24 protein-coding genes and 2 pseudogenes are annotated in these 23,669 nt (G+C 71.2%); 12 read left to right on the top strand and 14 right to left on the bottom strand.

Features of this window, described 5'->3' with window-relative positions; all coding sequences use genetic code 11:
- Positions 1-6 precede the first annotated feature (6 nt).
- Together ACIBTS_RS41265 and ACIBTS_RS41260 are read right to left on the bottom strand one after the other, a co-directional pair.
- A complete protein-coding gene (locus tag ACIBTS_RS41265) occupies positions 7-291 on the bottom strand; it encodes a hypothetical protein (protein ID WP_399325979.1) in 285 nt (94 codons plus the stop codon).
- Between the two features lie 135 nt (positions 292-426).
- On the bottom strand, positions 427-1,071 hold the full coding sequence (locus ACIBTS_RS41260) for a PhzF family phenazine biosynthesis protein (RefSeq protein ID WP_399325977.1): 645 nt from the start codon (positions 1,069-1,071) through the stop codon (positions 427-429).
- A 229-nt stretch (positions 1,072-1,300) separates the two neighbouring features.
- Between ACIBTS_RS41260 and efeO the strand changes: the two genes are divergently transcribed.
- From efeO to ACIBTS_RS41240, 4 genes are read left to right on the top strand one after another with little or no spacing between them, the layout of a single operon-like run.
- Complete coding sequence (gene efeO / locus ACIBTS_RS41255) at positions 1,301-2,440, top strand: iron uptake system protein EfeO (protein ID WP_399325975.1); 1,140 nt, start codon at positions 1,301-1,303, stop codon at positions 2,438-2,440.
- A 17-nt stretch (positions 2,441-2,457) separates the two neighbouring features.
- The gene (gene efeB / locus ACIBTS_RS41250; protein WP_399325973.1) at positions 2,458-3,705 is read left to right on the top strand and encodes an iron uptake transporter deferrochelatase/peroxidase subunit; all 1,248 of its coding nucleotides are present in this window, start codon (positions 2,458-2,460) and stop codon (positions 3,703-3,705) included.
- 3 nt (positions 3,706-3,708) lie between these two features.
- Complete coding sequence (gene efeU / locus ACIBTS_RS41245; protein WP_399325971.1) at positions 3,709-4,602, top strand: iron uptake transporter permease EfeU; 894 nt, start codon at positions 3,709-3,711, stop codon at positions 4,600-4,602.
- Positions 4,541-5,551 carry a hypothetical protein gene (locus tag ACIBTS_RS41240; RefSeq protein ID WP_399325969.1) on the top strand — a complete coding sequence of 337 codons (1,011 nt, stop codon included), beginning with the start codon at positions 4,541-4,543 and terminating at the stop codon, positions 5,549-5,551. The genes efeU and ACIBTS_RS41240 overlap by 62 nt, the downstream gene beginning before the upstream one ends.
- A gap of 7 nt (positions 5,552-5,558) precedes the next feature.
- Here ACIBTS_RS41240 and ACIBTS_RS41235 read toward each other — a convergent pair whose 3' ends face one another.
- The 3 genes from ACIBTS_RS41235 to ACIBTS_RS41225 all read right to left on the bottom strand — a co-directional run bounded on the left by ACIBTS_RS41235 (position 5,559) and on the right by ACIBTS_RS41225 (position 8,123).
- The gene (locus ACIBTS_RS41235) at positions 5,559-6,290 is read right to left on the bottom strand and encodes a bifunctional DNA primase/polymerase (RefSeq protein WP_399325987.1); all 732 of its coding nucleotides are present in this window, start codon (positions 6,288-6,290) and stop codon (positions 5,559-5,561) included.
- Between the two features lie 137 nt (positions 6,291-6,427).
- On the bottom strand, positions 6,428-7,060 hold the full coding sequence (locus tag ACIBTS_RS41230; RefSeq protein ID WP_319340343.1) for a TetR/AcrR family transcriptional regulator: 633 nt from the start codon (positions 7,058-7,060) through the stop codon (positions 6,428-6,430).
- Positions 7,061-7,121: 61 nt separating this feature from the next.
- A complete protein-coding gene (locus ACIBTS_RS41225) occupies positions 7,122-8,123 on the bottom strand; it encodes a Gfo/Idh/MocA family protein (protein ID WP_399325967.1) in 1,002 nt (333 codons plus the stop codon).
- Between the two features lie 86 nt (positions 8,124-8,209).
- Between ACIBTS_RS41225 and ACIBTS_RS41220 the strand changes: the two genes are divergently transcribed.
- From ACIBTS_RS41220 to ACIBTS_RS41210, 3 genes are all read left to right on the top strand, one after another.
- The gene (locus ACIBTS_RS41220; RefSeq protein ID WP_399325965.1) at positions 8,210-9,535 is read left to right on the top strand and encodes a multidrug effflux MFS transporter; all 1,326 of its coding nucleotides are present in this window, start codon (positions 8,210-8,212) and stop codon (positions 9,533-9,535) included.
- A complete protein-coding gene (locus ACIBTS_RS41215; protein WP_399325963.1) occupies positions 9,490-10,656 on the top strand; it encodes a serine hydrolase domain-containing protein in 1,167 nt (388 codons plus the stop codon). The genes ACIBTS_RS41220 and ACIBTS_RS41215 overlap by 46 nt, the downstream gene beginning before the upstream one ends.
- Before the next feature lie 402 nt (positions 10,657-11,058).
- Positions 11,059-12,045, top strand: coding sequence for a small ribosomal subunit Rsm22 family protein (locus tag ACIBTS_RS41210; RefSeq protein WP_399325961.1), 987 nt, complete (start codon positions 11,059-11,061; stop codon positions 12,043-12,045).
- 7 nt (positions 12,046-12,052) lie between these two features.
- On the opposite strand, the pseudogene ACIBTS_RS41205 reads toward ACIBTS_RS41210, so the two are convergent.
- Positions 12,053-12,262: pseudogene (locus ACIBTS_RS41205) on the bottom strand (alkaline phosphatase); the annotation flags it as partial.
- An 83-nt stretch (positions 12,263-12,345) separates the two neighbouring features.
- On the opposite strand from ACIBTS_RS41205, the gene ACIBTS_RS41200 reads away from it, so the two are divergent.
- Positions 12,346-13,128 (top strand): SDR family oxidoreductase, encoded by a 783-nt coding sequence (locus ACIBTS_RS41200; RefSeq protein ID WP_399325959.1) that lies wholly within the window; start codon positions 12,346-12,348, stop codon positions 13,126-13,128.
- A 224-nt stretch (positions 13,129-13,352) separates the two neighbouring features.
- Here the strand turns inward: ACIBTS_RS41200 and ACIBTS_RS41195 are convergent, their stop codons facing one another.
- Together ACIBTS_RS41195 and ACIBTS_RS41190 are read right to left on the bottom strand one after the other, a co-directional pair.
- The gene (locus ACIBTS_RS41195) at positions 13,353-14,660 is read right to left on the bottom strand and encodes a D-alanyl-D-alanine carboxypeptidase family protein (protein ID WP_399325958.1); all 1,308 of its coding nucleotides are present in this window, start codon (positions 14,658-14,660) and stop codon (positions 13,353-13,355) included.
- 61 nt (positions 14,661-14,721) lie between these two features.
- Positions 14,722-15,048: a nuclear transport factor 2 family protein gene (locus tag ACIBTS_RS41190; protein ID WP_319677330.1), complete on the bottom strand. Its 327-nt coding sequence runs from the start codon at positions 15,046-15,048 to the stop codon at positions 14,722-14,724.
- A gap of 217 nt (positions 15,049-15,265) precedes the next feature.
- On the opposite strand from ACIBTS_RS41190, the gene ACIBTS_RS41185 reads away from it, so the two are divergent.
- The gene (locus ACIBTS_RS41185; RefSeq protein WP_319677331.1) at positions 15,266-15,811 is read left to right on the top strand and encodes a DoxX family membrane protein; all 546 of its coding nucleotides are present in this window, start codon (positions 15,266-15,268) and stop codon (positions 15,809-15,811) included.
- A 36-nt stretch (positions 15,812-15,847) separates the two neighbouring features.
- Complete coding sequence (locus tag ACIBTS_RS41180; RefSeq protein WP_399325955.1) at positions 15,848-16,261, top strand: MazG-like family protein; 414 nt, start codon at positions 15,848-15,850, stop codon at positions 16,259-16,261.
- A 31-nt stretch (positions 16,262-16,292) separates the two neighbouring features.
- On the opposite strand, the gene ACIBTS_RS41175 is transcribed toward ACIBTS_RS41180, so the two are convergent.
- Both ACIBTS_RS41175 and ACIBTS_RS41170 read right to left on the bottom strand, forming a co-directional pair.
- A complete protein-coding gene (locus ACIBTS_RS41175; protein ID WP_399325954.1) occupies positions 16,293-17,762 on the bottom strand; it encodes an APC family permease in 1,470 nt (489 codons plus the stop codon).
- A 25-nt stretch (positions 17,763-17,787) separates the two neighbouring features.
- Complete coding sequence (locus tag ACIBTS_RS41170) at positions 17,788-18,486, bottom strand: FadR/GntR family transcriptional regulator (protein ID WP_399325952.1); 699 nt, start codon at positions 18,484-18,486, stop codon at positions 17,788-17,790.
- A gap of 148 nt (positions 18,487-18,634) precedes the next feature.
- On the opposite strand from ACIBTS_RS41170, the gene ACIBTS_RS41165 reads away from it, so the two are divergent.
- The gene (locus ACIBTS_RS41165) at positions 18,635-20,074 is read left to right on the top strand and encodes an amino acid permease (protein WP_399325950.1); all 1,440 of its coding nucleotides are present in this window, start codon (positions 18,635-18,637) and stop codon (positions 20,072-20,074) included.
- Between the two features lie 180 nt (positions 20,075-20,254).
- Here the strand turns inward: ACIBTS_RS41165 and ACIBTS_RS41160 are convergent, their stop codons facing one another.
- The 4 genes from ACIBTS_RS41160 to ACIBTS_RS41145 all read right to left on the bottom strand — a co-directional run bounded on the left by ACIBTS_RS41160 (position 20,255) and on the right by ACIBTS_RS41145 (position 23,104).
- Positions 20,255-20,677: a YeeE/YedE thiosulfate transporter family protein gene (locus ACIBTS_RS41160; protein ID WP_399325948.1), complete on the bottom strand. Its 423-nt coding sequence runs from the start codon at positions 20,675-20,677 to the stop codon at positions 20,255-20,257.
- The gene (locus ACIBTS_RS41155; RefSeq protein ID WP_399325946.1) at positions 20,677-21,309 is read right to left on the bottom strand and encodes a YeeE/YedE family protein; all 633 of its coding nucleotides are present in this window, start codon (positions 21,307-21,309) and stop codon (positions 20,677-20,679) included. Before ACIBTS_RS41155 ends, ACIBTS_RS41160 begins: the two co-directional genes overlap by 1 nt.
- A 764-nt stretch (positions 21,310-22,073) precedes the next feature.
- The gene (locus ACIBTS_RS41150; RefSeq protein ID WP_399325944.1) at positions 22,074-22,277 is read right to left on the bottom strand and encodes a DUF397 domain-containing protein; all 204 of its coding nucleotides are present in this window, start codon (positions 22,275-22,277) and stop codon (positions 22,074-22,076) included.
- Entirely contained in the window at positions 22,274-23,104 is an 831-nt protein-coding gene (locus ACIBTS_RS41145) for a helix-turn-helix domain-containing protein (protein ID WP_399325942.1), read from the bottom strand. Before ACIBTS_RS41145 ends, ACIBTS_RS41150 begins: the two co-directional genes overlap by 4 nt.
- A gap of 174 nt (positions 23,105-23,278) precedes the next feature.
- Between ACIBTS_RS41145 and ACIBTS_RS41140 the strand changes: the two are divergent.
- Positions 23,279-23,659: pseudogene (locus tag ACIBTS_RS41140) on the top strand (ATP-binding protein); the annotation flags it as partial.
- Positions 23,660-23,669: the final 10 nt, after the last annotated feature.

Genomic DNA, 23,669 nt, shown 5'->3' with positions numbered 1-23,669 from the left:
GCCGGGTCAGATGAGGTGGCAGTGCTCGCCGGCCCGGAAGATGTCGGCCGAGGACGTCTTGACCGCGCCGATGTACGGGCTGCAGTTGCCCTTGTCCTCGTCGAAGTAGTGCCGGTGGCCAGAACCCTCGTCGGACTCCTTGCACCCGCGCCCCTCCTCGGACTGGTGGTACCCGCGGCCCTCGTCGGAGTGGTGGTGGCCGGCGCCCTCGTCGGCGGTGGCGGTCGTCGCGCCGGCGGCGGCGAGGGCGATGCCCAGGACGGTTGCGGCCAGAACTGAACGGATACGCATGGCGTTCCTCTCACGGGACCTCAGTGGTCACGCCCAAAGGTCCCCGATCACCCCCGCCGACCCCCGCCCGCACACGCCCGGACCACCCGCACAGCCTCCCAAAACACCACAATCGCCAGCAATCGGTCGTAGAGTTCAGCGTTCCAGGAACACCCGGCCGCCGATCTCCACCCATCCGTAGGGCTGTGGAGCCGTCAGAATCTGCGAGCCCGCGCCCTGGGTGATGTTCAGGGCGCGGCCGAGGCGCTCGGTGAGCAGGAGCGCCGCCGCGCCCGTCGCCTCGTCCTCGTCGATGCCGTCGTCGCGGCCGGGGAAGCCGCGGGCGCGGATGCGGCCGGCGGGCTCGTCCTCCCAGGCCCAGGCGTACACCCACTCGCCCGGCGGCGGCACGGACAGGTCGTCGACCTCGGCGGCGGTGGCGTACTGGCGGAGCGTGCGCGGCGGGGCCCACTCCGCGCGCGCCTCGATCCAGGTGAACTCCCCGTCCAGGCGGGTTCCGACGACGCCGGCCGGGGTGACGAGCTCGGGCACGTCGAGCAGCCAGGCCACGCCCACGCACGGGTAGCCGGCGAAGGGCAGGCGCACGGTGGGCGTGTAGATGTCGATGACCCCGCGCTCGGGGTCGTCGACGAACACCGTCTCGCTGAAGCCGAGTTTGGCCGCGAGGTCCTGCCGGTCCTCGCGGTCCGGCAGCACCGAGCCTTCGCGGACCACGGCCAGTTCGTTGCCGTAGCCGCCGTTCGGCGCGCAGAAGACGCGGAGCACGTCGTAATCAGTCACCGGGGAATTGAAGCACTCGTCACCCCAAGCGGGATCCTTGAATGTCCTTTGACCTTCCCTTGGGGTCCGCTTTGAGCCACCGTGATCGAGCCGTTCCCTTGCGGCCTCCATGAGAGGTGAATCACGGCACGGGCGGGTATTACGCAGGTAAGCCTTGGATAAGTTAGGCGAGGCTCACCAACCCTGTGAGTCGTGTCACGCGAATATTCAGCCATCGCTGGGAGCCCGAATGCGAGCCGCCAGACTGTCCGTCGTCACCGCCGTCACCGCCGTGACCGCACTGACCGCCGTCACCGGGTGTACCTCGAAGAGCGACGCGAAAGACGGCGACCGTGTCATCAGCGTGACCGCCACCGACTCCTCGTGCGAGACCTCCAAGAAGGAGATCTCCGCCGGGCACGTCGAACTCGCCATCGAGAACAAGGGTTCCAAGGTCACCGAGGTCTACCTCCTCTTCCCCGACGACCGGGTGGTCAGCGAGCGCGAGAACATCGGCCCCGGCACCAAGCAGCGGGTCACCGCCGAGGTGAAGGCCGGCGCCTACCGGATCGCCTGCAAGCCCGGCATGAAGGGCGACGGCATCCGCCAGGACCTCAAGGTCACCGGCGGCTCCGCCGCCCAGCGCGACCCCCGCCTGGACAAGGCCGTCGCCGCCTACCGCTCCTACGCGCAGACCCAGGCCGACGAGACGCTGCCCAAGGTCGCCGCCTTCGTCGCGGCGATCAAGGCCGGGAACATCGAGGCCGCGAAGAAGGCCTACGCCCCCTCCCGCATCGGCTGGGAGCGCACCGAGCCGGTCGCGGAGTCCTTCGGTGACATCGACCCGCTGGTCGACACCCGCGCGGACGGCCTGGAAGCCGGCCAGAAGTGGACCGGCTGGCACCGCCTGGAGAAGTCCCTCTGGCAGGACAAGAAGCTCACCGCCGAGGACAAGACCCTCGCCGACCGGCTCGTCACCGATCTGACGGACTGGAAGCAGCGGGTCGGCAAGGCGGTGATCACCCCGACCTCCATGGCCAACGGCGCCAAGGAACTCCTCGACGAGGTCGCCACCGGCAAGGTCACCGGCGAGGAGGAGACCTACTCGCACACCGACCTGGTCGACTTCAAGGCCAACGTCGAGGGGGCACAGCAGGCGTACGAGCTGCTGAAGCCGGTCGCCAAGGACAACGACGCCGCCCTGGTCACCGAGCTGGACAAGCAGTTCGCCGCGCTGAACACGCTGCTGGACAAGTACCGGCCGAACACGACGTCGTACGAGTTCACCTCGTACGACAAGGTCGGCGCCGCCGACCGCAAGGGGCTCTCGGACGCGGTGAACGCGCTCGCCGAGCCGCTGTCCAAGCTCGCCGCCGCCGTGGCGAAGTGACCGGGGGGACCACGGACATGTCGCAGAACCAGAGCAGAGTTCCGTCCCGGCGGTCGCTGATCGGCTGGGGCGGGGCCGGGCTCGCGCTCGGCGCCGCCGCGGCCGGCGGCGCGGTCGCGATGACCCGCACCGGCAACGACGTCGACCCCACGGCCGCCGACACCGGCGCCGCCGTCGACTTCCACGGCACGTACCAGGCGGGCATCGCCACGCCCGTCCAGGACCGGCTGCACTTCGCCGCGTTCGACGTGACGACCGCGGACCGCGCCGAGTTCGTCCAGCTGCTGAAGGAGTGGACCGAGGCGGCCCGCCGGATGACGGCCGGGAAGGCAGTCGGGGAGGGCGCGTTCGGCGGCCTCGCCGAGGCGCCCCCGGACGACACCGGCGAGGCCCTGGGCCTCAAGCCGTCCCGGCTGACATTGACGGTGGGCTTCGGGCCGTCGCTGTTCAAGAAGTTCGGTCTCGCGGAGATGCGTCCCGAGGCCCTCGTCGACCTGCCCCAGTTCGCCGGGGACGCGCTCGACGCGGCCCGCAGCAACGGCGACCTGTGCGTGCAGGCCTGCGCGGACGACCCGCAGGTCGCCGTGCACGCGATCCGCAACCTGGCCCGGATCGGCATGGGCAAGGTCGTCATCCGCTGGTCGCAGCTCGGCTTCGGCAAGACGTCGTCCACGACGCCCGACGCGCAGACCCCGCGCAACCTGATGGGCTTCAAGGACGGCACCCGCAACATCGCGGGCACGGAGACGGACCGGCTGAAGAAGTTCGTGTGGGTCGGCGACAAGGACGGCCCGCAGTGGATGGTCGGCGGCTCGTACCTCGTCGCCCGGCGCATCCGCATGCACATCGAGACCTGGGACCGCACCCCGCTGCAGGAGCAGGAGGACATCTTCGGCCGGGACAAGGGCGAGGGCGCTCCCGTCGGCAAGGCGAAGGAGCGCGACGAGCCGTTCCTGAAGGCGATGAAGCCGGACGCGCACGTACGGCTCGCGCACCCGGACTCCAACCACGGGACGACGATCCTGCGCCGCGGCTACTCCTTCACCGACGGCACCGACGGTCTGGGGCGCCTGGAGGCGGGCCTGTTCTTCCTCGCCTACCAGCGTGACGTGCGCGAGGGGTTCATCCGCGTCCAGCGCAACCTCGCCACCGACGCGCTCAACGAGTACATCCAGCATGTGGGTTCGGCGGTCTTCGCCGTCCCGCCGGGCGTCCGCGACAAGAACGACTGGTGGGGCCGGACGCTGTTCTCCAAGGAGGCGTAGCCCGTGTTCTCCAACTACCTGATCGGACTGCGCGAGGGCCTGGAGGCCAGCCTCGTCGTCTGCATCCTCATCGCCTACCTGGTGAAGACCGACCGCCGGGACGCGCTGAAGCCGGTGTGGACCGGCATCGCCATCGCGGTCGCCATCGCGATGGCCTTCGGCTGCGTCCTCGAATTCGGCTCGCAGGAGCTGACGTTCAAGGCCCAGGAGGCGCTCGGCGGCTCCCTGTCGATCATCGCGGTCGCGCTGGTGACGTGGATGGTGTTCTGGATGCGGCGCACCGCCCGGCACCTGAAGTCGGAGCTGCACGGCAAGCTGGACGCGGCCCTCGCGATGGGCACCGGCGCGCTGGTCGCCACCGCGTTCCTCGCGGTCGGCCGGGAGGGACTGGAGACGGCCCTGTTCGTGTGGACGTCCGTCCACGCGGCCGGCGACGGCACCCCGCGCCCCCTCATCGGCGCGGCCCTCGGCCTGGCGACGGCCGTGCTGCTGGGCTGGCTGTTCTACCGCGGGGCGCTCAGGATCAACCTCGCGAAGTTCTTCACCTGGACGGGCGGCATGCTCGTCGTCGTGGCCGCGGGCGTGCTGGCGTACGGCTTCCACGACCTCCAGGAGGCCGACTGGGTCCCGGGGTTGACGGACAGGGCGTTCGACATCAGCGACACGATCCCGCCGGACAGCTGGTACGGCACGCTGCTGAAGGGCGTGTTCAACTTCCAGCCCGACCCGACGGTCCTCCAGGTCACGGTGTGGCTGCTGTACCTGATCCCGACGCTCGCGCTGTTCCTCGCCCCGGTAGGGTTCGCCTCCGGGAAGGGGAAGGTGAAGTCACCTGATGACCAGGGAACGCAGCCTGACACGCGGGGTTCGAGGGACTCGAAGGCTCCGCAGGCGTGACCGGTACACACTCATAGCGGCCTCGCTCACGGCCGTCTCGCTCACCGCGAGCGGCTGTGTGGTGGTCCACGGGGAACGCGAGGTGCTCCCCGCGGCCACGAAGGCGGAGGCCGTCAAGGCGATCGAGCAGTTCACGACCGCGTACAACAAGGCGGACAAGGCGTACGACAGTTCCCTGGACGCCGAGTACACCACCGGCGCCCTCGGGGTCATCGACGCGGCGCGGCTGAAGGCGGGGCACGTCAACAGCCCGGACGGCAACCCGCAGCACACGCCACTGGTGTTGTCGGACGTGAAGTACACGATCGTGGAGAAGGCGGGCTGGCCGCGCTGGTTCATCGCCGACGCGAAGGGCAACAAGGGCGGCAACGCGCGCTGGCTGATGGTGTTCACCCGGGGCGAGATGGCGGAGCCCTGGCAGGCGACGTATCTGACGCTGGTGGAGCCGGGCTCGGTACCGAAGTTCGAGACGGACGCGGACGGGGTCGCCGAGGCCGTGCCGGCGGACACCGCCGGGCTGGCGCTGCCGCCCGAGGACCTGAGCAAGGACTACGCGGCCTATTTGCAGAGCGGCAAGGGTTCCTTCGCGGACGGCGCGTACACGAACGCCATGCGCGACACCCGCGCGAAGAACGCCATCAAGCCGGGGCTCGTCACGCAGTACATCGACCAGCAGCTGACCGAGGGCGACTATGCGCCGCTGGCGGTGCGCACCGCGGACGGCGGGGCGTTGGTGTTCTTCACCACGCACCACTACATGAAACAGACGGCCGCGGCGGGCGCGACGGTGCCCACCTCGAACAGGAACGTGCAGGCGTTGACGACCGGCGAGGTCAAGCAGTCGCTGACCATGGAGTTCGTCGCCAGCGGGGTCGCTCTGGACCCGGCGAAGGGGAAGGTTTCCGTGCTCAGCCGGCTGGAGGGGCTGACTGCAGCGAAGGGTGAATGAGCCGCCCCTAAAGGCGAGTTGGCCAAGCCGCCGTCGGATCGTCCTGGCCCGCGTGCCGCGCGCAGGCGTCCGTCAGGGCTTCCAGGAGGGTCAGGGGGTCGGGCAGGGGGTGCTCGGGGCCGCGTAGCCAGTGGACCGAGCGGGCGTCGTCGCCGGGGAGGCGGGCGGGCGGTACGAGGACGTAGGAGCCCCGGCAGTGCCAGCGCAGGCCGGGGTGTTCGTCCATGGTCTCGGGGCGGCAGTCCAACTCGCAGGGCCACCACTCGTCCTCGTCCTCGGGGGTGCCGCGGGTGAGGGTGAAGAAGAGCATGCGGCCGTCGTCGCTCTCGGCGACCGGGCCGACCTCCGTGCCGGAGCCGAGCAGCCGCTCCAGGGCCTGCGCGCCCGCCTCCAGGGGCACGTCGAGGACGTCGTGCGTCATGCCGGTGGCGGTGATGAAGTTGGCCTGCGGCTGGTGGCGGGCCCAGCGCTCGATCTGGGCGCGGTCGGTGGTGGACTGCGTCTGCCAGGCGAAGGACACCGGGTGCCGGGCGGGGGTCGGACAGCCGACCCGGTCGCAGGAGCATCCGTAGCCGGGGGCCGGGTGGGCGGCGGGCGCGAGCGGGAGTCCCGCTTCGGCGGCGGCGAGCAGCAGGGCCTCACGGCCGCCTTCGTCGGCGGCCTCGGTCGGGCCGCTTCCGCGCAGCCGACGAGAGAGTTTGCCCCACAAACCGGTCCGGCCGTCGAACTCCGCGCTCATCTGTCCCCTCGCCTCGCTGGTGCGGACAGCATGCCTCATGGTCCCGCCATCCTGCGCATCGGGGGTGCGAAGTCGTTAATCGGGGCAGGTGGGACGGGGCGGGACGGGTGGGTCCAGAGCTACCGATGTGCCTCAGGTCAGCGGGGTGCGAGGCCGTGGAGGGCGTAGTCGACGAGGGTGTCGGTGTACTCGTACGTGATCGGGCCGGTGTACTGCAGCCAGCGCTGGGCGAGCGGGGAGATGAAGAACTCCAGGGCGATGCGCGGGTCGAGGTCGGCGCGGATCTGCCCGGCCTCCTGCGCGGAGCGCAGCCGGTCGACGTACAACTGGATGGACGGCTCCATGAGTTTGGCCGTGAACTCGCGGCCGACGGTCGCGTTGACCACGCCCTCGGCGGCCAGGGCCCGGGAGGGCGCCTCGAACCTGGGATCCGTCAACTGGTCGACGGTGGCCCGCAGGACGCCCTTGATGTCCGCGGCGAGGTCGCCGGTGTCGGGGATGACGTACGGCTCGTGCTCCGCGGTGCCCGCGTCCCGCGCCGCCTGTTCGCTGAGGTCGAGGAACGCCTCCAGCAGGACGTCGGCCTTCGACCCCCACCAGCGGTAGATGGTCTGCTTGCCGACGCCGGCGCGGGCGGCGATGCCCTCGATCGTGGTCTTCGGGTAGCCGACCTCCACGACGAGGGCGAGGGCCGCGTCGTAGATGGCACGCCGGGACCGCTCGCTGCGGCGGGTGGTGTCGGGGGCCGGCTTTCCGGACTGGGTGACCATGGACCGACGGTACCGCCGACACCACCGAGCGGGCGCGAGGCCCCGGTGTGCCGGACGGGTCCTAGGCGTTCTCTCCCGGGTAGCGCACGCCGATCCGTTCCCGGACGGCGTCCAGGGTGCGCATGACGGCGAGGCTGCCGTCGAGGGGGGCGAGGGGGGACTCCGTCTCGCCGGCCCCCAGGGCGCGCATGACCTCGCGGGCCTCGTGACGGAACGTCGTGCGGGGGCCGTCGGCCGGGTCGGCGGTGAACTCCTCGGGGTCGCGGCCGGCGCGGTGCAGGACGAGGCGGTCGGGGTGGAAGAACCCGGCCGGGATGTCGATGCGGCCGCGGGAACCGGTGACGGAGGCGGTGGTGCCCGTGCCGCCGGTGACGGAGCAGTGCAGGGCGGCGAGCGCGCCGGAGTCCCAGGACAGCGCCAGCGCCGTCTGCAGGTCGACGCCCTCGGCGGACAGGACGGCCTGGGCGGCGATGCCCGACGGTTCGCCGAGCAGGAGGTGGGCGAAGGAGACCGGGTAGACGCCGAGGTCGAGGAGGGCGCCGCCGCCCTGGGCCGGGTCGCGCAGCCGGTGCGAGGCCGGGAAGGGGCCTTCGAGGCCGAAGTCGGCCTGCACGGTGCGGACTTCGCCGATCGCGCCGTCGTCGACGAGGGCCTTGAGCCGGCGGATGACCGGGTTGCAGTACATCCACATGGCTTCCATCAGGAAGCGCCCGTTGCCGCGGGCCAGCGCGACGAGTTCCTCGGCCTCGCGGACGTTCAGCGTGAACGCCTTCTCGCACAGCACGTTGCGCCCCGCCTCCAGGCAGAGGCCCGCGGCGGTGCGGTGGGCGGCGTGCGGGGTGGCGACGTAGACGACGTCGATGTCCTCGTCGGCGGCGAGCAGGGACCAGTCGCCGTAGGCGCGGGGTATGCCGAACCGTTCGGCGAACGCCTTCGCGGCAGGCTCGGTGCGCGAGGCGACCGCGACGACCTCCGCGTCGGGCAGGTCGATCAGGTCTGCCGTGAAGGCGCCCGCTATCCCGCCGGTCGCCAGGATTCCCCAACGCACCGTGTCCGTCGTCATACCCTGCCCGCCCTCGTGCCGTCCCAGCAGTCCGTTCGAGCTGAGAGCATAGGTGGCGAAGACATCGGAGAGGGAGGGGCGGCCGTATGCCGGAGGGTGGGGCGATACCGGAGGCTTCGCGAGCGGCCGTCGCACGCAGGAACACCAGGAACACCGAGAAGAACACCGGCACGGACAAGGCGCCGCTGTCTGCGCGGCGTCGGGCCGGGCTGCTCGTCACGCTCGTCCTGGGCGGTCTGACCGCCACTCCCCCGCTGTCGATGGACATGTACCTTCCGGCCCTGCCGGAGGTCACCCGTTCCCTTAACGCGCCCGCGGCGACCGTGCAGCTCACGCTGACCGCGTGCCTGGCCGGGATGGCGCTGGGGCAGCTCGTGGTCGGCCCGATGAGCGACCGGTGGGGGCGCAGACGCCCGCTGCTCACCGGACTCGCCGTCTACGTGGTGGCGACCGCGCTGTGTGCCGTGGCGCCGACCGTCGAGGTGCTGGTCGCGTTCCGGCTGCTGCAGGGACTCGCGGGCGCGGCGGGCATCGTGATCGCGCGGGCCGTCGTACGCGATCTGTACGACGGCGTGGCGATGGCCCGGTTCTTCTCCACCCTGATGCTGATCTCCGGGGTCGCCCCGGTGGTGGCGCCGCTGATCGGCGCGCAGATTCTGCGGGGGACGGACTGGCGGGGCGTGTTCGTGGTCCTGACGGCGGTGGGGCTGCTGCTGGCCGGGGTGGTGTGGATGAGGCTCCCGGAGACGCTGGACAGCGCCGACCGGCATGCGGGCGGTGTCGGCGAGGCCCTGCGCTCGATGCGCCGGCTCCTGTCCGACCTGCCCTTCACCGGCTACATGCTCACGGGCGGCTTCGCCTTCGCCGCGCTGTTCGCGTACATCTCGGCGTCCCCGTTCGTGGTCCAGGAGATCTACGGCGCCTCCACGCAGACGTTCGGTCTGCTGTTCGCCGTGAACTCGGTCGGGCTGGTAGTGGTCGGGCAGATCAACGGCAAGGTGCTGGTGGGCCGGGTCCGGCTGGACCGGGTGCTGGCCGCCGGGCTGACGGTGGTCGCGCTGGCCGCCGCCGCGCTGCTGCTGATGACGACGGGCGTGTTCGGCGAGGTCGGCCTGGCGCCGGTGGCCGCCGCGCTGTTCGTGCTGATGTCCGCGATGGGCGTGACCCTGCCCAACGCCCAGACCCTCGCCCTGCTGCGGGTGCGGCACTCCGCCGGTTCCGCCTCCGCGCTCCTCGGTACGTCGTCCTTCCTCATCGGCGCGGTCGCCTCGCCGCTCGTCGGGATCGCCGGCGAGCACACGGCCGTCCCGATGGCCGTCGTCCAGTTGGCCGCCGCGGTGGTGGCCCTGGCCTGCTTCGTGATTATGTGCCGTCCCTGGACGAACACGGGGGCGGAAGGAGCGGAGAGCTGAGCGCACCGAGACTGCGCGTCGACACACCGGAACGGGCGGGGCTCGACCCCGAGGAGACGCGGCTCCTCGTCCGCGACGTCGTGGACCTCACCACCGGCGACCGGCCCTGGGCCGCGGGCGCCGTGGTGGTCGCCGGGCGCGGACCGGTGATCGCCGTCGAGGAGGCGGCGGGCTGGGCCGTGCGCTACTCGGCGTACGACCCGGCGACGGACGCGGGCGTGGAGCTCCCGCCGCGGGCTCAGGTCCCGATGACCGTGGACACGCCGTTCGACCTGGCCTCCCTCACCAAGCTGTGCACGTCGGTCGCCGCGGTGCAGCAGATCGAGCGCGGCACCCTCGGCATCGATGCGCGGATCGGCGCCTATCTGCCCGACTTCCACGCGGCCGCCGCCCATGACATCACCGTCCGCCAGCTCCTCACCCACACCTCCGGCCTGCGCCCCGAGCTGCCGCTGTACGACTGCGCGGACGACACCGAGCGGCTGGAACGGCTGCGGGCGGAGGCGCCGATCGGCGAACCGGGCGCGTATCTGTACTCCGACCTGAACATGCTGCTGCTCCAGCAGCTCCTGGAACGCCTGACCGGCCGCCCGCTCGACGTCCTCGTGCACGAGGGGATCACCCGCCCCCTGGGGATGACGTCGACCGGCTTCGGCCCCTGCCCCGGCGCGGCGGCGACCGAGGACCAGCGGCGGCCGTGGGCCAGGGTGGACCGGGGGATGCTGCGGGGCGTGGTGCACGACGAGAACGCGTGGGCGCTGGGCGGAGTGGCCGGTCACGCGGGCCTGTTCTCGACCGGCCGCGACCTGGCCGTGTTCTGCCGGACCCTGCTGGCGGGCGGCTCGTACGGTCCCGCCCGTATCCTCGGCCCCGACTTCGTGGAACTCCTGCTGACCCCGCCGGGGCTGGGCTTCGCGGTGGACCAGCCGTGGTTCATGGGCGAACTCGCCGGCGAGGGCGCGGCCGGCCACACGGGCTTCACGGGCACATCGCTGGTCCTGGACCCGGCGACGGACACGTTCGTGGTCCTGCTGGCGAACACGGTCCACCCGGTACGCAGGGCGCCTGACAACGGACCGCGGGCACTGGTGGGGACGCGGATGGCGATGGCGGTGCGATAGCCGGCCCATTGGGGGTGCCCCCTCTGGCGGAGTTTGAGGACGAGGCCCCTTCAGGGCCGACAGGGCGCTAGGGGCCTGGGGTACTGGGGTACTGGGCGCTGGGGGCCTGGGGCGCTAAGGGCCTGCGGGCCCGAGGCGCTGGGGGCCTGCGGGCCCGAGGCGCTGGGGCCTGCGGGCCCGAGGCGCTGGGGCCTGCGGGCCCGAGGCGCTGGGGGCCTGGGGCGCTGGCGGCCCGGGGCGCTGGCGGCCCGGGGCGCTGGCGGCCCGGGGCGCTGGCGGCCCGGGGCGCTGGCGGCCCGGGGCGCTGGGGGCCTGGGGCGCTGGCGGCCCGGGGCGCTGGGGGCCTGGGGGCGTAGCCCTCGGTGTGGGCGACACCGATGCCGGGTGCCTCATAATCGCCAGGTGAACGTCTCCGTATCCGCTGCCGAGACTCTCCGTACCGCCCTCGGAGACCTCCTCGACGGGCTGCCGCCCAAGCAGGCCGCGCAGGCCGTCGAGCGGCTCATCGCCAACTACCGGGGCGCCACCCCCACGGACGCGCCGATCCTGCGCGACCGCGCGGACGTGGCCGCCTACGCCGCGTACCGGATGCCGGCGACCTTCGAGGCGGTGTGCTCGGCGCTGGAGGCGTTCGCGCGGGCGGCGCCGGAGTGGACGCCGGGCAGCCATGTCGACGTCGGCGGCGGGACGGGCGCGGCGACCTGGGCGGTGAACGCGACCTGGGAGGGCGAGCGCCCGGTGACCGTCCTGGACTGGGCCGAGCCCGCCCTGGCCCTCGGCCGCGAGGTGGCCGCCGCGAACCCGGCTCTGCGCGGCGTCCGCTGGCAGCGCGCCCGCATCGGCTCGGCGCTCACGCTGGACCCCACGGACCTCGTCACCGTCTCCTACGTCCTCAACGAACTGGCCGCGCCCGACCGTGCCGCCCTCGTGGACGCCGCCGCGTCGGCCGCGCAGGCCGTGGTGATCGTCGAGCCGGGCACGCCGGACGGCTACGCCCGGATGATCGAGGCCCGTGACCGGCTGATCGCCGCCGGTTTCCACGTCGCCGCGCCCTGCCCGCACAGCGCGGCCTGCCCGATCGTGCCGGGCACGGACTGGTGCCACTTCTCGGCGCGGGTCAGCCGCTCCTCCCTGCACCGGCAGGTCAAGGGCGGCTCGCTGCCCTACGAGGACGAGAAGTTCAGCTACGTCGCGGCCGCCCGCTTCCCCGTGTCGCCCGCCCCCGCCCGGGTGGTCCGGCGGCCGCAGATCCGCAAGGGCCAGGTGCTCCTCGACCTGTGCGAGGCCGAGGAGCAGTTGAGCCGTACGACGGTGACGAAGAAGCACGGCGAGCTGTACCGGGCGGCCCGTGACACGGACTGGGGCGACGTCTGGCCGCCGGCCCCGTAAGACTGTTGGAGGCTACGCCGAGGGTGAAGGGGTCGGCGGTGAGCTGCGCGGGGTCGCGTTCGGCGGCGGGCAGGTTCACCGTGAAGGCGAGCGCGGCGGCGGCCGCGGTGCCGGCGAGGAAGCGACGACGGCCCAAGTGACGTGCGGTGGCGCGGAGTTCGGGGGTGTGCGGGGACTGGCGTGCTGCGGGTGAGGCATCTGGTTGGCGCGTACACAACAGTCGGATGGCGGACGTGCGAGTTCCGCATGCCGGATCCGAGGGCGCGGGCGCGGGCGCGGGCTGCCGTACGCTGCGGCCCCATGAACGCCAAGGAAACTGCTGAACGAGCAGCTCTCAAGGGGAAGATCGCGGTCGTCACGGGCGCCGGTTCCGGCATCGGGCGCGCGGTCGCCGTGGAACTGCTGCGCGCGGGCTGGTCGGTGGCGCTGGCGGGCCGGCGCACCGAGACCCTGGAGGCGACGGCCGCGCTGGCGCCCGAGGGCACGAGTCTCGTCGTACGGACGGACGTCTCACGCCCCGACGAGGTGACGGCCCTCTTCGCCGCCGTGCGCGAGCGGTTCGGGCGACTGGACCTGCTGTTCAACAACGCGGGCACGTTCGGGCCGGGCGGCGTGCCCTTCGAGGACCTTCCCCACGACGCCTGGCGGCACGTCGTCGACACCAACCTCAACGGGGCGTTCCTGTGCGCGCAGGGCGCGTACCGGCAGATGAAGGAGCAGGAGCCGCGAGGTGGACGCATCATCAACAACGGTTCCATCTCCGCGCACACGCCCCGCCCGCACTCGGCGCCCTACACGGCCACCAAGCACGCCCTCACCGGCCTGACGAAGTCCCTCTCCCTGGACGGGCGGGCGTACGACATCGCGGTCGGCCAGATCGACATCGGCAACGCCGCGACCGACATGACGGCGCGGATGCAGACGGGCGCGTTGCAGGCCAACGGCGAGGTCGCACCGGAACCGGTGATGGACGTCTCCGACGTGGCCCGCACCGTGCGGCACATGGCGGAGCTGCCACTGGAGGCGAACGTGCAGTTCGCGACCGTACTGGCGACGGCGATGCCGTATGTGGGCCGGGGCTGACGGCTCACAAGCGGAATTTGGATGTCCGCCCCATTGCGGCCGGTTACGGAGATATGCTCAACTCTCCTGCACAAGAACTTCACACTTGGGACACGAAAGTTCCGCAAGGAGCGACCGTAAGCCATACCGAGGGGGGAAGGGCAGCCGTCCCACGGCCCCGCGTGGGGGTGACCTCGCTGGGACCGCGAGGTACGCATTGGGGCCGTGGGACGGCTGCCGCACCATCACTTCTTCTCGGAAACCTCCGCCGACGCCTCGGCCGAAGTCTCGGGCGAGGTCTCGGGCGCGGTCCCGGGCGAGGTCTCGGCCGCGGTCCCGGCGGCCGCCGTCTCACGGGTGCGGCGTCTGCGCAGCGCGTACGCCCCGCCCGCCGCAAGCGCCACCACTCCCCCGGCGCCGCCGAGCACGCCCCAGCCACCCGGGCCACCCGATCCGCCGCCGTCCGCCGTGGAAGCCCGTGCCCCGGCATGCGGGACCTCGCCGGAGGACGACACCCGCGCCCCGCCCTCGCTCAACGCCTCGGCCAGCATCCCCACCGCGCGTGCCGAACTCCCTTGCGCGAAGCCCCAGTCGAGCAGCGCGGCCGTCTCCTCGTAGACGGCGTTGTGGCCGCTGCGGGGATGCAGCACGGTGACGACGAGAGTGCGCCCGGCGCGGGTCGCGGCACCGGCGAACGTGTTACCGGCGTTACTTGTGTAACCGTTCTTGACGCCGATCATCCCCGGATACGGCGTCACCCCGTTCGTGCCCGCCAGCAGCCGGTCGGTGTTCTCGATTTGAACCGTCTTGCCGCCGCCGGCCGGGAAGCGGACGCTCCGCGTGCCGCAGTAGGCGCGGAAGTCGGCGTTCTGCAGCCCGTGCCGGGCAAACAGGGCGAGGTCGTGGGCGGAGGACAGTTGGCCCTCGTGGTCGTAGCCGTCGGGGCTGACGACATGGGTGTCCAGCGCCTGGAGGTCGGCCGCTTTCGCCCGCATCTCGGCGACCGTCTTCGCGACCCCGCCGTTCATCCGCGCCAGCACCTGCACGGCGTCGTTCCCCGAGCGCAGGAACACGCCCTGCCACAACTCCTCGACGGTGTACGTGACCCCGGCCTCGACGCCGACGAGGCTGGACCCGGACGGGATACCGGCCAGGTCCGCGTCGGTCACCGTGTACCGCTCGGTGCGCTCGAACCTGCCGAGCAGGGTGTCCGCGAACAGCATCTTCAGCGTGGAGGCGGGCGCGAGCCGCAGATGCGCGCGGTAGGAGGCGAGCACCTCGCCGCTGTCGTGGTCGGCGAGCAGCCAGGCCCGAGCGGTCAGCTTCTCCGGCAGGGGACTGCCCCCGTCGACCTGGACACCGTCGGCGAGCGGCGGACGGCTCGTCGGCGCGGTCGACGGTGCGCCCAGCGGCGCGGCGGCCGCGAACGCCAGCAGAGAACGCCGGGACAGACTCGGGGACAGACTCGGGGACGGGCGCGGAGACAGACTCGGGGACGGGCGCGGAGACAGACGCGGGAACCGACGCGGGGAGGAGCGCGAGAATGCGTGCACTGCGGGACCGTACACGAGGGGTGGACGGCGAGGGGTAGACGGTGCGGGGCTCGGGCGGCGGCTAAGCCTGCCCGGTCTCGAACCGGGAGATCCGCCCGTCGTCCTCGACCGTGAAGCTCCACCTGGTGCGCATCTCGCCCCAGGTGTCGTTGCGGTAGTCGGCGATCAGCGCCCGGCCGCCGGCCATCTCCTTCGTGACGTCCATGTGGCCGTGCGAGGAGAAGATCTCCCGGTCGATCCACTGGACGAGATCACGGTCGGAGCCGTCGTCCGACATGGTCGCGCCGGGAGTGAGAAGGCTGCGGAAGGCCTCCTCGTCATGGGCGTTGACGGCGCTGACGAAGGCGCGGACGGCCGGGTCGCTGAGTTTGGCGGTCTGAATCGTCATGCCGGCCACACTCACACCGCCGTCCGCCCGCCGCCACCCGACCGCCGCCACTCGAACGGCGCCACCCGACCGCCGCCACTCGAACGGCGTCCAGGACGGGCCGGACGGGTGTGAAGGGTGCGACGGTGGAAACGCGGAGGGGACTGTTTTCTTTCGTTGCCCGCTGTCGACCGCTGCCCACGCCTTTGTCGCCCGCGCCTTGCCTCAGGGAGTCACCGTGACCTGTTACGACCGTCGTGATCTGGGACTGCTGCTGCTCCGGCTGGGCACCGGCGGAGTGCTGGCGGCCCACGGCACGCAGAAACTGTTCGGCTGGTTCGGCGGCCACGGCCTGGAAGGCACCGGCCAGTTCATGGAGTCCGTCGGCTACGAGCCGGGCAAGGCGAGTGCGACGGCGGCGGGCCTGGCCGAAGCGGGCGGCGGCACGCTCCTCGCCCTGGGCCTGGCCACCCCGGCGGCGGGCGCGGCGGCGGCCGGCGCGATGGCGGGCGCGTCCGCGGTGCACGCCCCCAACGGCTTCTTCGCGGCGAGCGGCGGCTACGAGCACGCGGCCTCCCTCGGCCTGGCCGCCGCGGGCCTCGCCGTCGCGGGCCCCGGCCGCCTCTCCCTCGACCACGCCCTCGGCCATCTGGTCGACCGCGGCTGGATGGTCCCGGCCGCCCTGGGCGCGACGGCGGCGGCCACGGCGGTGATCATCGGCCTGCGCAGCCAACGGCTGCGGCGGCGCGAGCAGGGCGAGCAGGAGGCCCTGTTCGAGGAGTAGCCACCGGCTGCCGGGGTGAGCTGACAGGCTGCGCCCATGAGCATCGAGAACCAGCAGCCCACACCCACCTCCCCCACCTCCCCCACCTCCCCTGCCACCCCTGCCACCCCCGCCACCCCGGCCGACCTCTGGCCCACCGTCGACGCCCTGTGGACCTGGCTGGACGCCAACCGGGCGCACGACGGCCAAGAGGCCCTGCTGCTGCGCATGCTGAAGCTGTCGGAGGAGGTCGGCGAGGTAGCCCAGGCGGTCATCGGCGCGACCGGCCAGAACCCCCGCAAGGGCACCACCCACACCTGGGAGGACGTCCAGGCCGAACTGTGCGATGTCGTCATCACGGCGTTGGTGGCCCTACGGACGCTCACGCCGGAGGCGGAGGCGGTGTTCGCACGGCATCTGGGACGGGTGGCGGAGCGGTCGTTGGGGAGCACCGGGGACCGGCCCGCGTGACTCGAAGTGAACCCTGTCCGGGCCGCCGTGTTCACTCCGCGTCGGCGACGACCGACCCGACGCGTTCGGCCAGGCCCGGGTCGCGTCTGACCAGGAGGGTCGCGTAGCAGACGGCGGCGAGGAGGGTGGCCAGTGCCGCATACGGGAACCAGCTGTAGGGGGCGGGCTGACCGGGCTTGGCGAGGTAGTAGAGGGGGATCAGAACGGCGAGGGCGCCGACGGCGGGCAGTACCACGTGCCGCACGATCCGGAACTCCTGCGGCCGGTATCTGCGGTAGTACAGCGGCAGCGCGATGTTGGACGCGAGGTAGACCAGCAGGATCAGGATGGCGCCCAGACTCGAGGACTCGGCGAAGAAGACCACCGGGTTCATCTGACCGCCGCTCCCGAGCACATGCCCCAGCCCCCAGCCCGCGATGATCAGCAGCGCGGTGGCCGCGAAGGTGACGATCGCGTTGTTCGGCGTACGGCGGGTGGGGTGGACGTACCCGAAGAAGGACGGGAGCAGGCCCTCGCGTCCGGCGTTGAACACCAGCCTCGCCTGGGAGTTGATGCCGGCGATCAGCACGCCGAGGGTGGAGGTCAGGCCGCCGACGTAGGCGAGGAGCGCCAGCGCCCCGAGGGTGTGCTGGGCGACGTCGATGAACGGGATCCGGGAGTCGCCGAGCCGCTGGACGTCGTAGCCGAAGCCGGTCACGGTGGCGTAGGAGAAGAGGATGTAGCTCACCGTCATGATCGCGACGGAGGAGAAGACGGCGCGGCCGACGTTGCGCCGCGGGTTCTCGGTCTCCTCGGCCAGTGCCGCCGAGTTCTCCCAGCCGATGAACAGGTACACCGCCAGCGGGAAGCCCGCCGCGAGGCCCTTGACGCCGTGGGTGAGGTGGGAGGGCAGGAACGGGGCCGCGGAGAGGTTGCCCCGGTGCTCGACGATCGCCGCGACCGAGACCACGACCAGTACCAGCATCTCCACGCCGAAGAAGTAGCCGGCCCACTTGGTGGACACCACGATCCCGCGCAGCATCAGCACCACCGACAGGCCGGTCAGCAGCAGTGTCCAGATGATCCACGGCAGGTCGACGCCGGTGTAGTGGTGCAGGGTGATCTGCATGAACCCGCCGGAGATCGCGATGACGGAGGCCATCGCGATGATGTAGCCGAGTCCCGCGAGCAACGCCGTCGTCACCGCGCTGACCGGCCCGAAGGTCTTGCCCACGAAGGTGGTGAAGCTGCCCGCCGAGGGGTGCGCCCGGGAGAACTCGGCCAGCGTGTTGCCGAACAGCGCGACCGCCACCCCCGCCGCCACGATGGTCAGCGGGGACGCGACGCCCGCCGTGGTGGCCAGGAAGGCGAAGCCGAAGAAGAAGCTCATGGCCGGGCCGACGTTGGCCATCGTGGCGGCGGCGATGTCCGCCATGCCGAGGACGCCGCCACGCAGCCGCTGGGGCGTGCCGCCGGCGGGGCCCGACGTCGACGACGGTCCGACAGGTCGGGGGTCAGGCATGGCGACAACTCCTTCTCAGACCGGGTCAGCTCGGGCCGGCGTACCGGTGGGCCTTCACCGCTCGTACCGCCGGGTCCATGGCGCCACGGGTGAGTTCGTCGAGCAGGTCGGCGTGGCAGCGGTTGCGGGCGTGTACGACCGCGGGGTCCGGGGCGGGCCGCACCAGGCACTGCCGGCCGAGCAGGTCGGCGGCGAACTCGCGGATCCCGGCGCCGCCGAGCGTCTCCGCGAGGTCGAGGTGGAAGCGGGTCTCCAGTTCGAGCAGTCGTGCCGGGTCGACGGCCAGGTCCATCTCCTCGACCAGTGCCCGCAGCCCCTCCAGCCGGCCGTCCGGGACCTCGCCCGCGGTGTGCGCCACGAGCCCGCACTCGAGCAGCAGATGGAAGGCGTCCAGTGAGGCCGCCTCGTCGTCGTCGTGCATCACGGCGACGACCGTGTCCCAGTCCGCCGCGACGAAGGTCCCGCCCGCCCGGCCCCGGCGGCGGTCGAGCAGGCCGTCCTGGCACATGGCCTCCAGCGCGCGGCGCACGGTGATCTCACTGATCCCGAGTTCCTCGGCGAGGACGCCCGCGTCCGGCAGCCGGTCTCCCGGCGACACGGACCTCAGACGCACCCGCAGGGCGATCCGGGACCGGACGAGCTCCGCTCCCGTGGGGCCCCGACCGGCCAGGACACGGGTGTCCCAACCGCTGTAGGGGCCGAACTTGCCCGCTGCATTCACCACGGCGCCACCTTAACCGGGTGCTGACGGGTGCCTGAAAAATAGAGCAAGGTGAACAGTTAAACAAGTCTTGTTCTTTTCGATCGTACTGAACTAATTTCCAGGCACCCAGGTCCGTCGTCCCTGTCCGCTCTCTCTCCTGGATGTCGAGATGACCACAACCCTCCCCAAATCCGCTCCCACCGAGTCCGGCGGCCTGCAGGCCGGACTCAAGAACCGCCACCTGTCGATGATCGCGATCGGTGGTGTCATCGGCGCCGGCCTGTTCGTCGGCTCCGGCTCCGGCATCGCCGCCGCCGGCCCCGGCATCCTCGTCTCCTACGCGCTCGTCGGCGTCCTCGTCGTCCTGGTGATGCGCATGCTCGGCGAGATGGCCGCGGCCAACCCCACCTCCGGTTCGTTCTCCGCCTACGCGGACCGCGCGCTCGGCCGCTGGGCCGGCTTCACCATCGGCTGGCTGTACTGGTTCTTCTGGGTCGTGGTGCTCGCCGTCGAGGCGACCGCCGGCGCCAAGATCCTCGCGGGCTGGATCCCGGCCGTCCCCCAGTGGGGCTGGGCCCTGATCGTCATGACCGTCCTCACCGCCACCAACCTTGCCTCGGTCAGCTCCTACGGCGAGTTCGAGTTCTGGTTCGCCGGCATCAAGGTCGTCGCCATCGCCGCGTTCATCGTGATCGGCGGCCTCGCGCTCTTCGGGCTGCTGCCCGGCTCCGACCACCCGGCGAGCGGCTTGTCCAACCTCACCGCGCACGGCGGCTTCCTGCCGAACGGGCCCGGCGCGATCCTCACCGGCGTCCTGATGGTCGTCTTCTCCTTCATGGGCAGCGAGATCGTCACCCTGGCGGCCGGCGAGACCGCCGACCCGCGGGCCGCCGTCACCAAGGCCACCAACAGCGTGATCTGGCGGATCGCGGTGTTCTACCTGGGCTCGATCCTGGTCGTGGTCTCGCTGCTGCGCTGGGACGACCCCGCGATCCTCAAGGACGGCTCGTACGTCGCCGCCCTGAGCTCCATCGGCATCCCGCACGCCGCGCAGATCATGAACACCATCGTGCTGACCTCGGTGCTCTCCTGCCTCAACTCCGGCCTCTACACCGCCTCGCGCATGGCCTTCTCGCTCGGCCGCCGCAACGACGCCCCGGCCGCCTTCGGACAGACCACCGGACGCGGCGTCCCCCGCGCGGCCATCCTCGCCTCGGTCGTCTTCGGCTTCGTCGCCGTCGCCTTCAACTACCTCTGGCCCGACACGGTCTTCCAGTTCCTGCTCAACGCCTCCGGCGCGATCGCCCTGTTCGTCTGGCTGGTGATCTGCTTCTCCCAGCTGCGGATGCGCAAGATCATCCAGCGGGAGTCGCCGGAGAAGCTGGTCGTCCGGATGTGGCTCTACCCCTACCTGACCTGGGCGACCATCGCCCTCATCACCTTCGTCCTGGGCTACATGCTGACCGACACCGCAGACGGCGGCGGCCGCGACCAGGTGGTCCTGTCCACGGCGGTGGCCGCGGCCGTGGTGGTGTTCGCGGTGCTCCGCCAACGCCTGACCGGCAGAAACAGCACGCAGGACACCGCTGACGGCGCTCCCCTGTCCTGACGGTCGCGGACGGAAGACGGGAGGACCGGCGTCGGAGTTGGCGCCGGTCCTCCCGGCGTCCTGCCGGCCCCGCTGCGGCGTCTCCACCACGTCGAGGACGACGAACAGCCCGGTGTGCCCGGAGTCGAGCGGCACGGTGAGGAGCCCGTCCGGATCGCAGGGGCGAATCCCGCCCGCCGCTCACCCTTCGCAGGAGCCTCTGTCGACACGCAAGATGTGCCGGCCACTGGCCCAGCGGCACAGCCTGACCCCGACGACGATGCCGGCGATGGTGACCAGGGCCGGCAGGTAACCACTGGCGACTTGGATGATCGGGATCGCCGGGCATCCGCCGGAGATCGCCCAGCCGATACCGAACAGGACCGCGCCGGGGACGACGCCGGCGTGGAGGCGGCGGCCTGCGACCCGGCGCACCCGCAGCAGGGCGAAGACACTCGCGATGATCACGACAGCGCCGAAGAAGGAGAGGAACATCCGCAGGTCCTGGAAGGTGAACATGCGGTTCAGCTCGGCGTAGTCGCCGAACCCGATACTGGTCACGGTGAAGCCGAGAGCCAGCCCGGTGAGGAGATTGGCCAGCAGGACTCCGCCCCTGGTACGCATCAGATCACCTTCCACAGGAGGAACGACACCGCGACGGCGGTGCCGAAGAACGTCGCTGTCGCGACGAGACTGACGGGGCTGAGCCGACCGCAGCCGTTGAGCCCGTGCCCCGAACTGCAGCCACCTGCCAGCCGGGTGCCGAAGCCGACCAGCACGCCTCCCGCGAACAGCAGGGCGACCATGGCGACCGGGTTGCCGGTGACCAGGTGCCGGTAGCCTGCGCCCATGTCGAAGCGGATGTGGAACCGCCCGGAGGTGACGGCGGCGATCAGTCCGCCCACGAAGATCGAGACCAGCAGGACGGCCTGGGTGACCAGCGGAGCGGGGCGCGGGTGCGCGTCGCGGCGGCGTCCGTCCGTGACCGGTACGGCGGCTGGCCCAGGGGGCACGGGCGCGATGGGGGCGGGGGCGGTGCCGAAGTGCTCGGCGGTGGCCGCGCCGAGGGCGGCGACAAGAGCCCGTTCGTCGGCGAACTCGGCTTCCCTGCGCTCCAGTTCGGCTTCGCGGCGCCAGTGCAGCACTCGCTCCCATGCCCCCGACACTCCGAACGACCGATCGGTTGCGAGGGTGTAGCCGATGGTCAGTACGGCGAGTCCGACAGCACCCGCCCACCAGGGCCAGTAGTCGGTCATGCGTTGCCTTTCATCCACTCGGCCAGCCGGGCCCACCAGCCCCGTTCGGGCTCTTCCGGAGTCGCCGACGGCTGTTCGGCGGGGCCGCGCGCGGCGGAAGCGGTGCGTGCGGGTCTCGGCGCCAGATGACGGGCGTGCCGTCCGTTCGGCAGCAGGGTGATCGGCACCCGCTCACCGGTGAGTGACACCTGATAGCGCGCGCAACCGCGCCAGTTGGCCTCGTTGTCACAGTAATAGGTGCGCCAACCCTCCAGACTCTCATTGAGATGGGGGAAGAGCGGGCACGTCGAAGCATGTAGGCAACCCACGGCGTGATCAAACCATCATCCGAACAGGCCGACAACCGTTGGCGGGTGATGGTCAAGTACCGCCTTCACGCCTTCACGCCTTCACACGCGGAGGAGGGGCGGCTGCTGGGCCACTACCGGTCACACTCTCCATCTGGCGACCGGACGACATGCGCAAGCTGTGCGCCGACCGCGCGGTCGTCGTGAAGCTCTGAGCCGAGCCCGGCCCGCCCCCCTTCACCCTTCGCTTCCCTCGGTGTGCCCGCCCTCCCCCTCGTGCCCGGGTCGAACCCCGGCTCCAGCCAGGTGATGCGGGCGGCGAGGGCCGCTGACAGCGGCGCCCCCGCTCCGAGGATGGAGCGGGGGCACCGTGCGTGACGTGGTTATGCGCGGAACGGCCCGCCGATCACGCCATAGATGAGGCCGGTTCACTCGTCCGATCTGAACACGAGGCCGGGACCATCGGCAGTCCCGCTGTCAGAGTGTCGCGAACTCTACGAACGTGGTCCACGCCGTGGGTTCTACGGTCAGTGCGGCACGTGTTGTGTCCTTCGAGTCGCGGACGTGGACCCTGCCGGGGCGGGTGGCGACCTCGACGCATTCGCCGCCCGAGCCCGTGCTGTAACTGCTCTTGAACCAGGCCGACTTAGGTACCGGCTTTATGAGCTGTTGGGCGTTCATCTCTCTCCAAGCAACTTCTCGACGAGGGCCAGCGACTCGCGCGGAGTGAGGGCCTGGGCCCGAAGGATGCCGTACTGCTCCTCGATCTCCCGTACCTGCCTCCGCTCCGTGTAGAGACGGCTGTCCTTGTACGCCTCCACGTAGGCGATCCTCTGCCCATCATGCGTCTCGATCAAGGTGAAGGGGCCTTCCAACCCAGCATGCTCGTCCCGCTCGATCGGCATCACCTGGATTTCCACGTTGCGCCGATGCCCGTACAGCAGAATCTGCTCCAACTGGCCCTGCATCACGGTCCGTCCACCGAGGGGTCGGCGCAGAACGAACTCCTCGATGACGAAGCTGATGGTGGGCATCGGGGTCCGGGAGAAGATCTCCTGGCGTGCCAGGCGAGCCGCGACCCGCTGATTGATGGTCTCCTCGTCCAGGAGCGGACGCCACATGGAGAACACCGCTCGCGCGTAATCTTCCGTCTGCAACAGCCCTGGAACTGCCTTCGTCGCGTACACATGCAGGGCTGCCGCCTTGGCCTCCAACCTGGCCGCGTCCCGGAAGAACGCCGGATACTGGGCCCGAGCCACCTCCTCCTTGCTCGCGCTCAACACCCCAGCCGCCTCCAGCACGTCATCGGCCTGGTCGATGAACTTCGGCGGCGGAATACGTCTCGCCTGCTCGAACGACGCGATCGTCGAGGCCGAGTATCCAGTCAGCGACCCGAGCCTCGCGCGGTCCATCCCCGCCCGCTCGCGAAACAGCTTCAACTGCCGCCCGAACACGCACAGCATGCCCGTCCCGAACTCGTACTCCGGCTGCTGAACCTCGTCGTTCACGCCGCGACTCCTCCCGTACGACCATCAGTCACCGGACACCGCACGCCCAACGCACGGCCCGGAAACCGGTCACGCCCGACACCACGTACAAGCGCACCGCCGACGTGTACAGCCCACACCCGTCAGCACGTCGCTCCTGGTCAACGCTACGCAGAGTCCGCAACCGTTGACCCCATGAAGTCAGCAACTCCCCCGAACGGGCATATGCCACAGCACCTCGTACCCGAACGCGAGTTCGCCATGCGCTTCACCTCAACCCCACGTGGCGCCCGCCTCGCCCGCCGACTCGTCTCGCACCGCCTGGACGACTGGGGCCACCCCTATGCGACCTCGGTCAACGAGACTCTCACCCTCATCACGGCGGAACTCACCGCCAACGCCGTACGCCACGGCCACGTCCCCGGCCGGGACTTCCATCTCCAACTCACCCTGGCCGAGGACACCTTCCGCATCGAGGTGACCGACACCCGCGCGGAGAGACAGCCCCCGTCCACTCCCCCGGCTCTCGACCCCGCATCCGAGTCCGGCCGGGGTCTCCACCTCGTCGCCGCCCTCGCGGACGACT

It is taken from the genome of Streptomyces sp. NPDC050121 (assembly GCF_044460385.1).
In the GTDB taxonomy this organism is placed as follows: Bacteria; Actinomycetota; Actinomycetes; order Streptomycetales; family Streptomycetaceae; genus Streptomyces; species Streptomyces soliscabiei.
The sequence above is the reverse complement of the archived record's forward strand: the minus strand, read 5'-3'. Positions and strand labels throughout refer to the sequence as shown.

Bases quoted from the DNA above. Each gene is read 5' to 3' on its own strand.
- ACIBTS_RS41180 (WP_399325955.1), top strand. From the start codon at position 15,848: ATGAGCATCGAGAACCAGCAGCCCACACCCACCTCCCCCACCTCCCCC.
- ACIBTS_RS41265 (WP_399325979.1), bottom strand. From the start codon at position 291: ATGCGTATCCGTTCAGTTCTGGCCGCAACCGTCCTGGGCATCGCCCTC.
- ACIBTS_RS41200 (WP_399325959.1), top strand. From the start codon at position 12,346: ATGAACGCCAAGGAAACTGCTGAACGAGCAGCTCTCAAGGGGAAGATC.
- efeO (WP_399325975.1), top strand. From the start codon at position 1,301: ATGCGAGCCGCCAGACTGTCCGTCGTCACCGCCGTCACCGCCGTGACC.
- ACIBTS_RS41225 (WP_399325967.1), bottom strand. From the start codon at position 8,123: ATGACGACGGACACGGTGCGTTGGGGAATCCTGGCGACCGGCGGGATA.
- ACIBTS_RS41235 (WP_399325987.1), bottom strand. From the start codon at position 6,290: ATGAGCGCGGAGTTCGACGGCCGGACCGGTTTGTGGGGCAAACTCTCT.
- ACIBTS_RS41150 (WP_399325944.1), bottom strand. From the start codon at position 22,277: ATGAACGCCCAACAGCTCATAAAGCCGGTACCTAAGTCGGCCTGGTTC.
- ACIBTS_RS41155 (WP_399325946.1), bottom strand. From the start codon at position 21,309: ATGACCGACTACTGGCCCTGGTGGGCGGGTGCTGTCGGACTCGCCGTA.
- ACIBTS_RS41230 (WP_319340343.1), bottom strand. From the start codon at position 7,060: ATGGTCACCCAGTCCGGAAAGCCGGCCCCCGACACCACCCGCCGCAGC.
- ACIBTS_RS41220 (WP_399325965.1), top strand. From the start codon at position 8,210: ATGCCGGAGGGTGGGGCGATACCGGAGGCTTCGCGAGCGGCCGTCGCA.
- ACIBTS_RS41190 (WP_319677330.1), bottom strand. From the start codon at position 15,048: ATGACGATTCAGACCGCCAAACTCAGCGACCCGGCCGTCCGCGCCTTC.
- ACIBTS_RS41160 (WP_399325948.1), bottom strand. From the start codon at position 20,677: ATGCGTACCAGGGGCGGAGTCCTGCTGGCCAATCTCCTCACCGGGCTG.
- efeB (WP_399325973.1), top strand. From the start codon at position 2,458: ATGTCGCAGAACCAGAGCAGAGTTCCGTCCCGGCGGTCGCTGATCGGC.
- ACIBTS_RS41240 (WP_399325969.1), top strand. From the start codon at position 4,541: ATGACCAGGGAACGCAGCCTGACACGCGGGGTTCGAGGGACTCGAAGG.
- ACIBTS_RS41165 (WP_399325950.1), top strand. From the start codon at position 18,635: ATGACCACAACCCTCCCCAAATCCGCTCCCACCGAGTCCGGCGGCCTG.
- ACIBTS_RS41175 (WP_399325954.1), bottom strand. From the start codon at position 17,762: ATGCCTGACCCCCGACCTGTCGGACCGTCGTCGACGTCGGGCCCCGCC.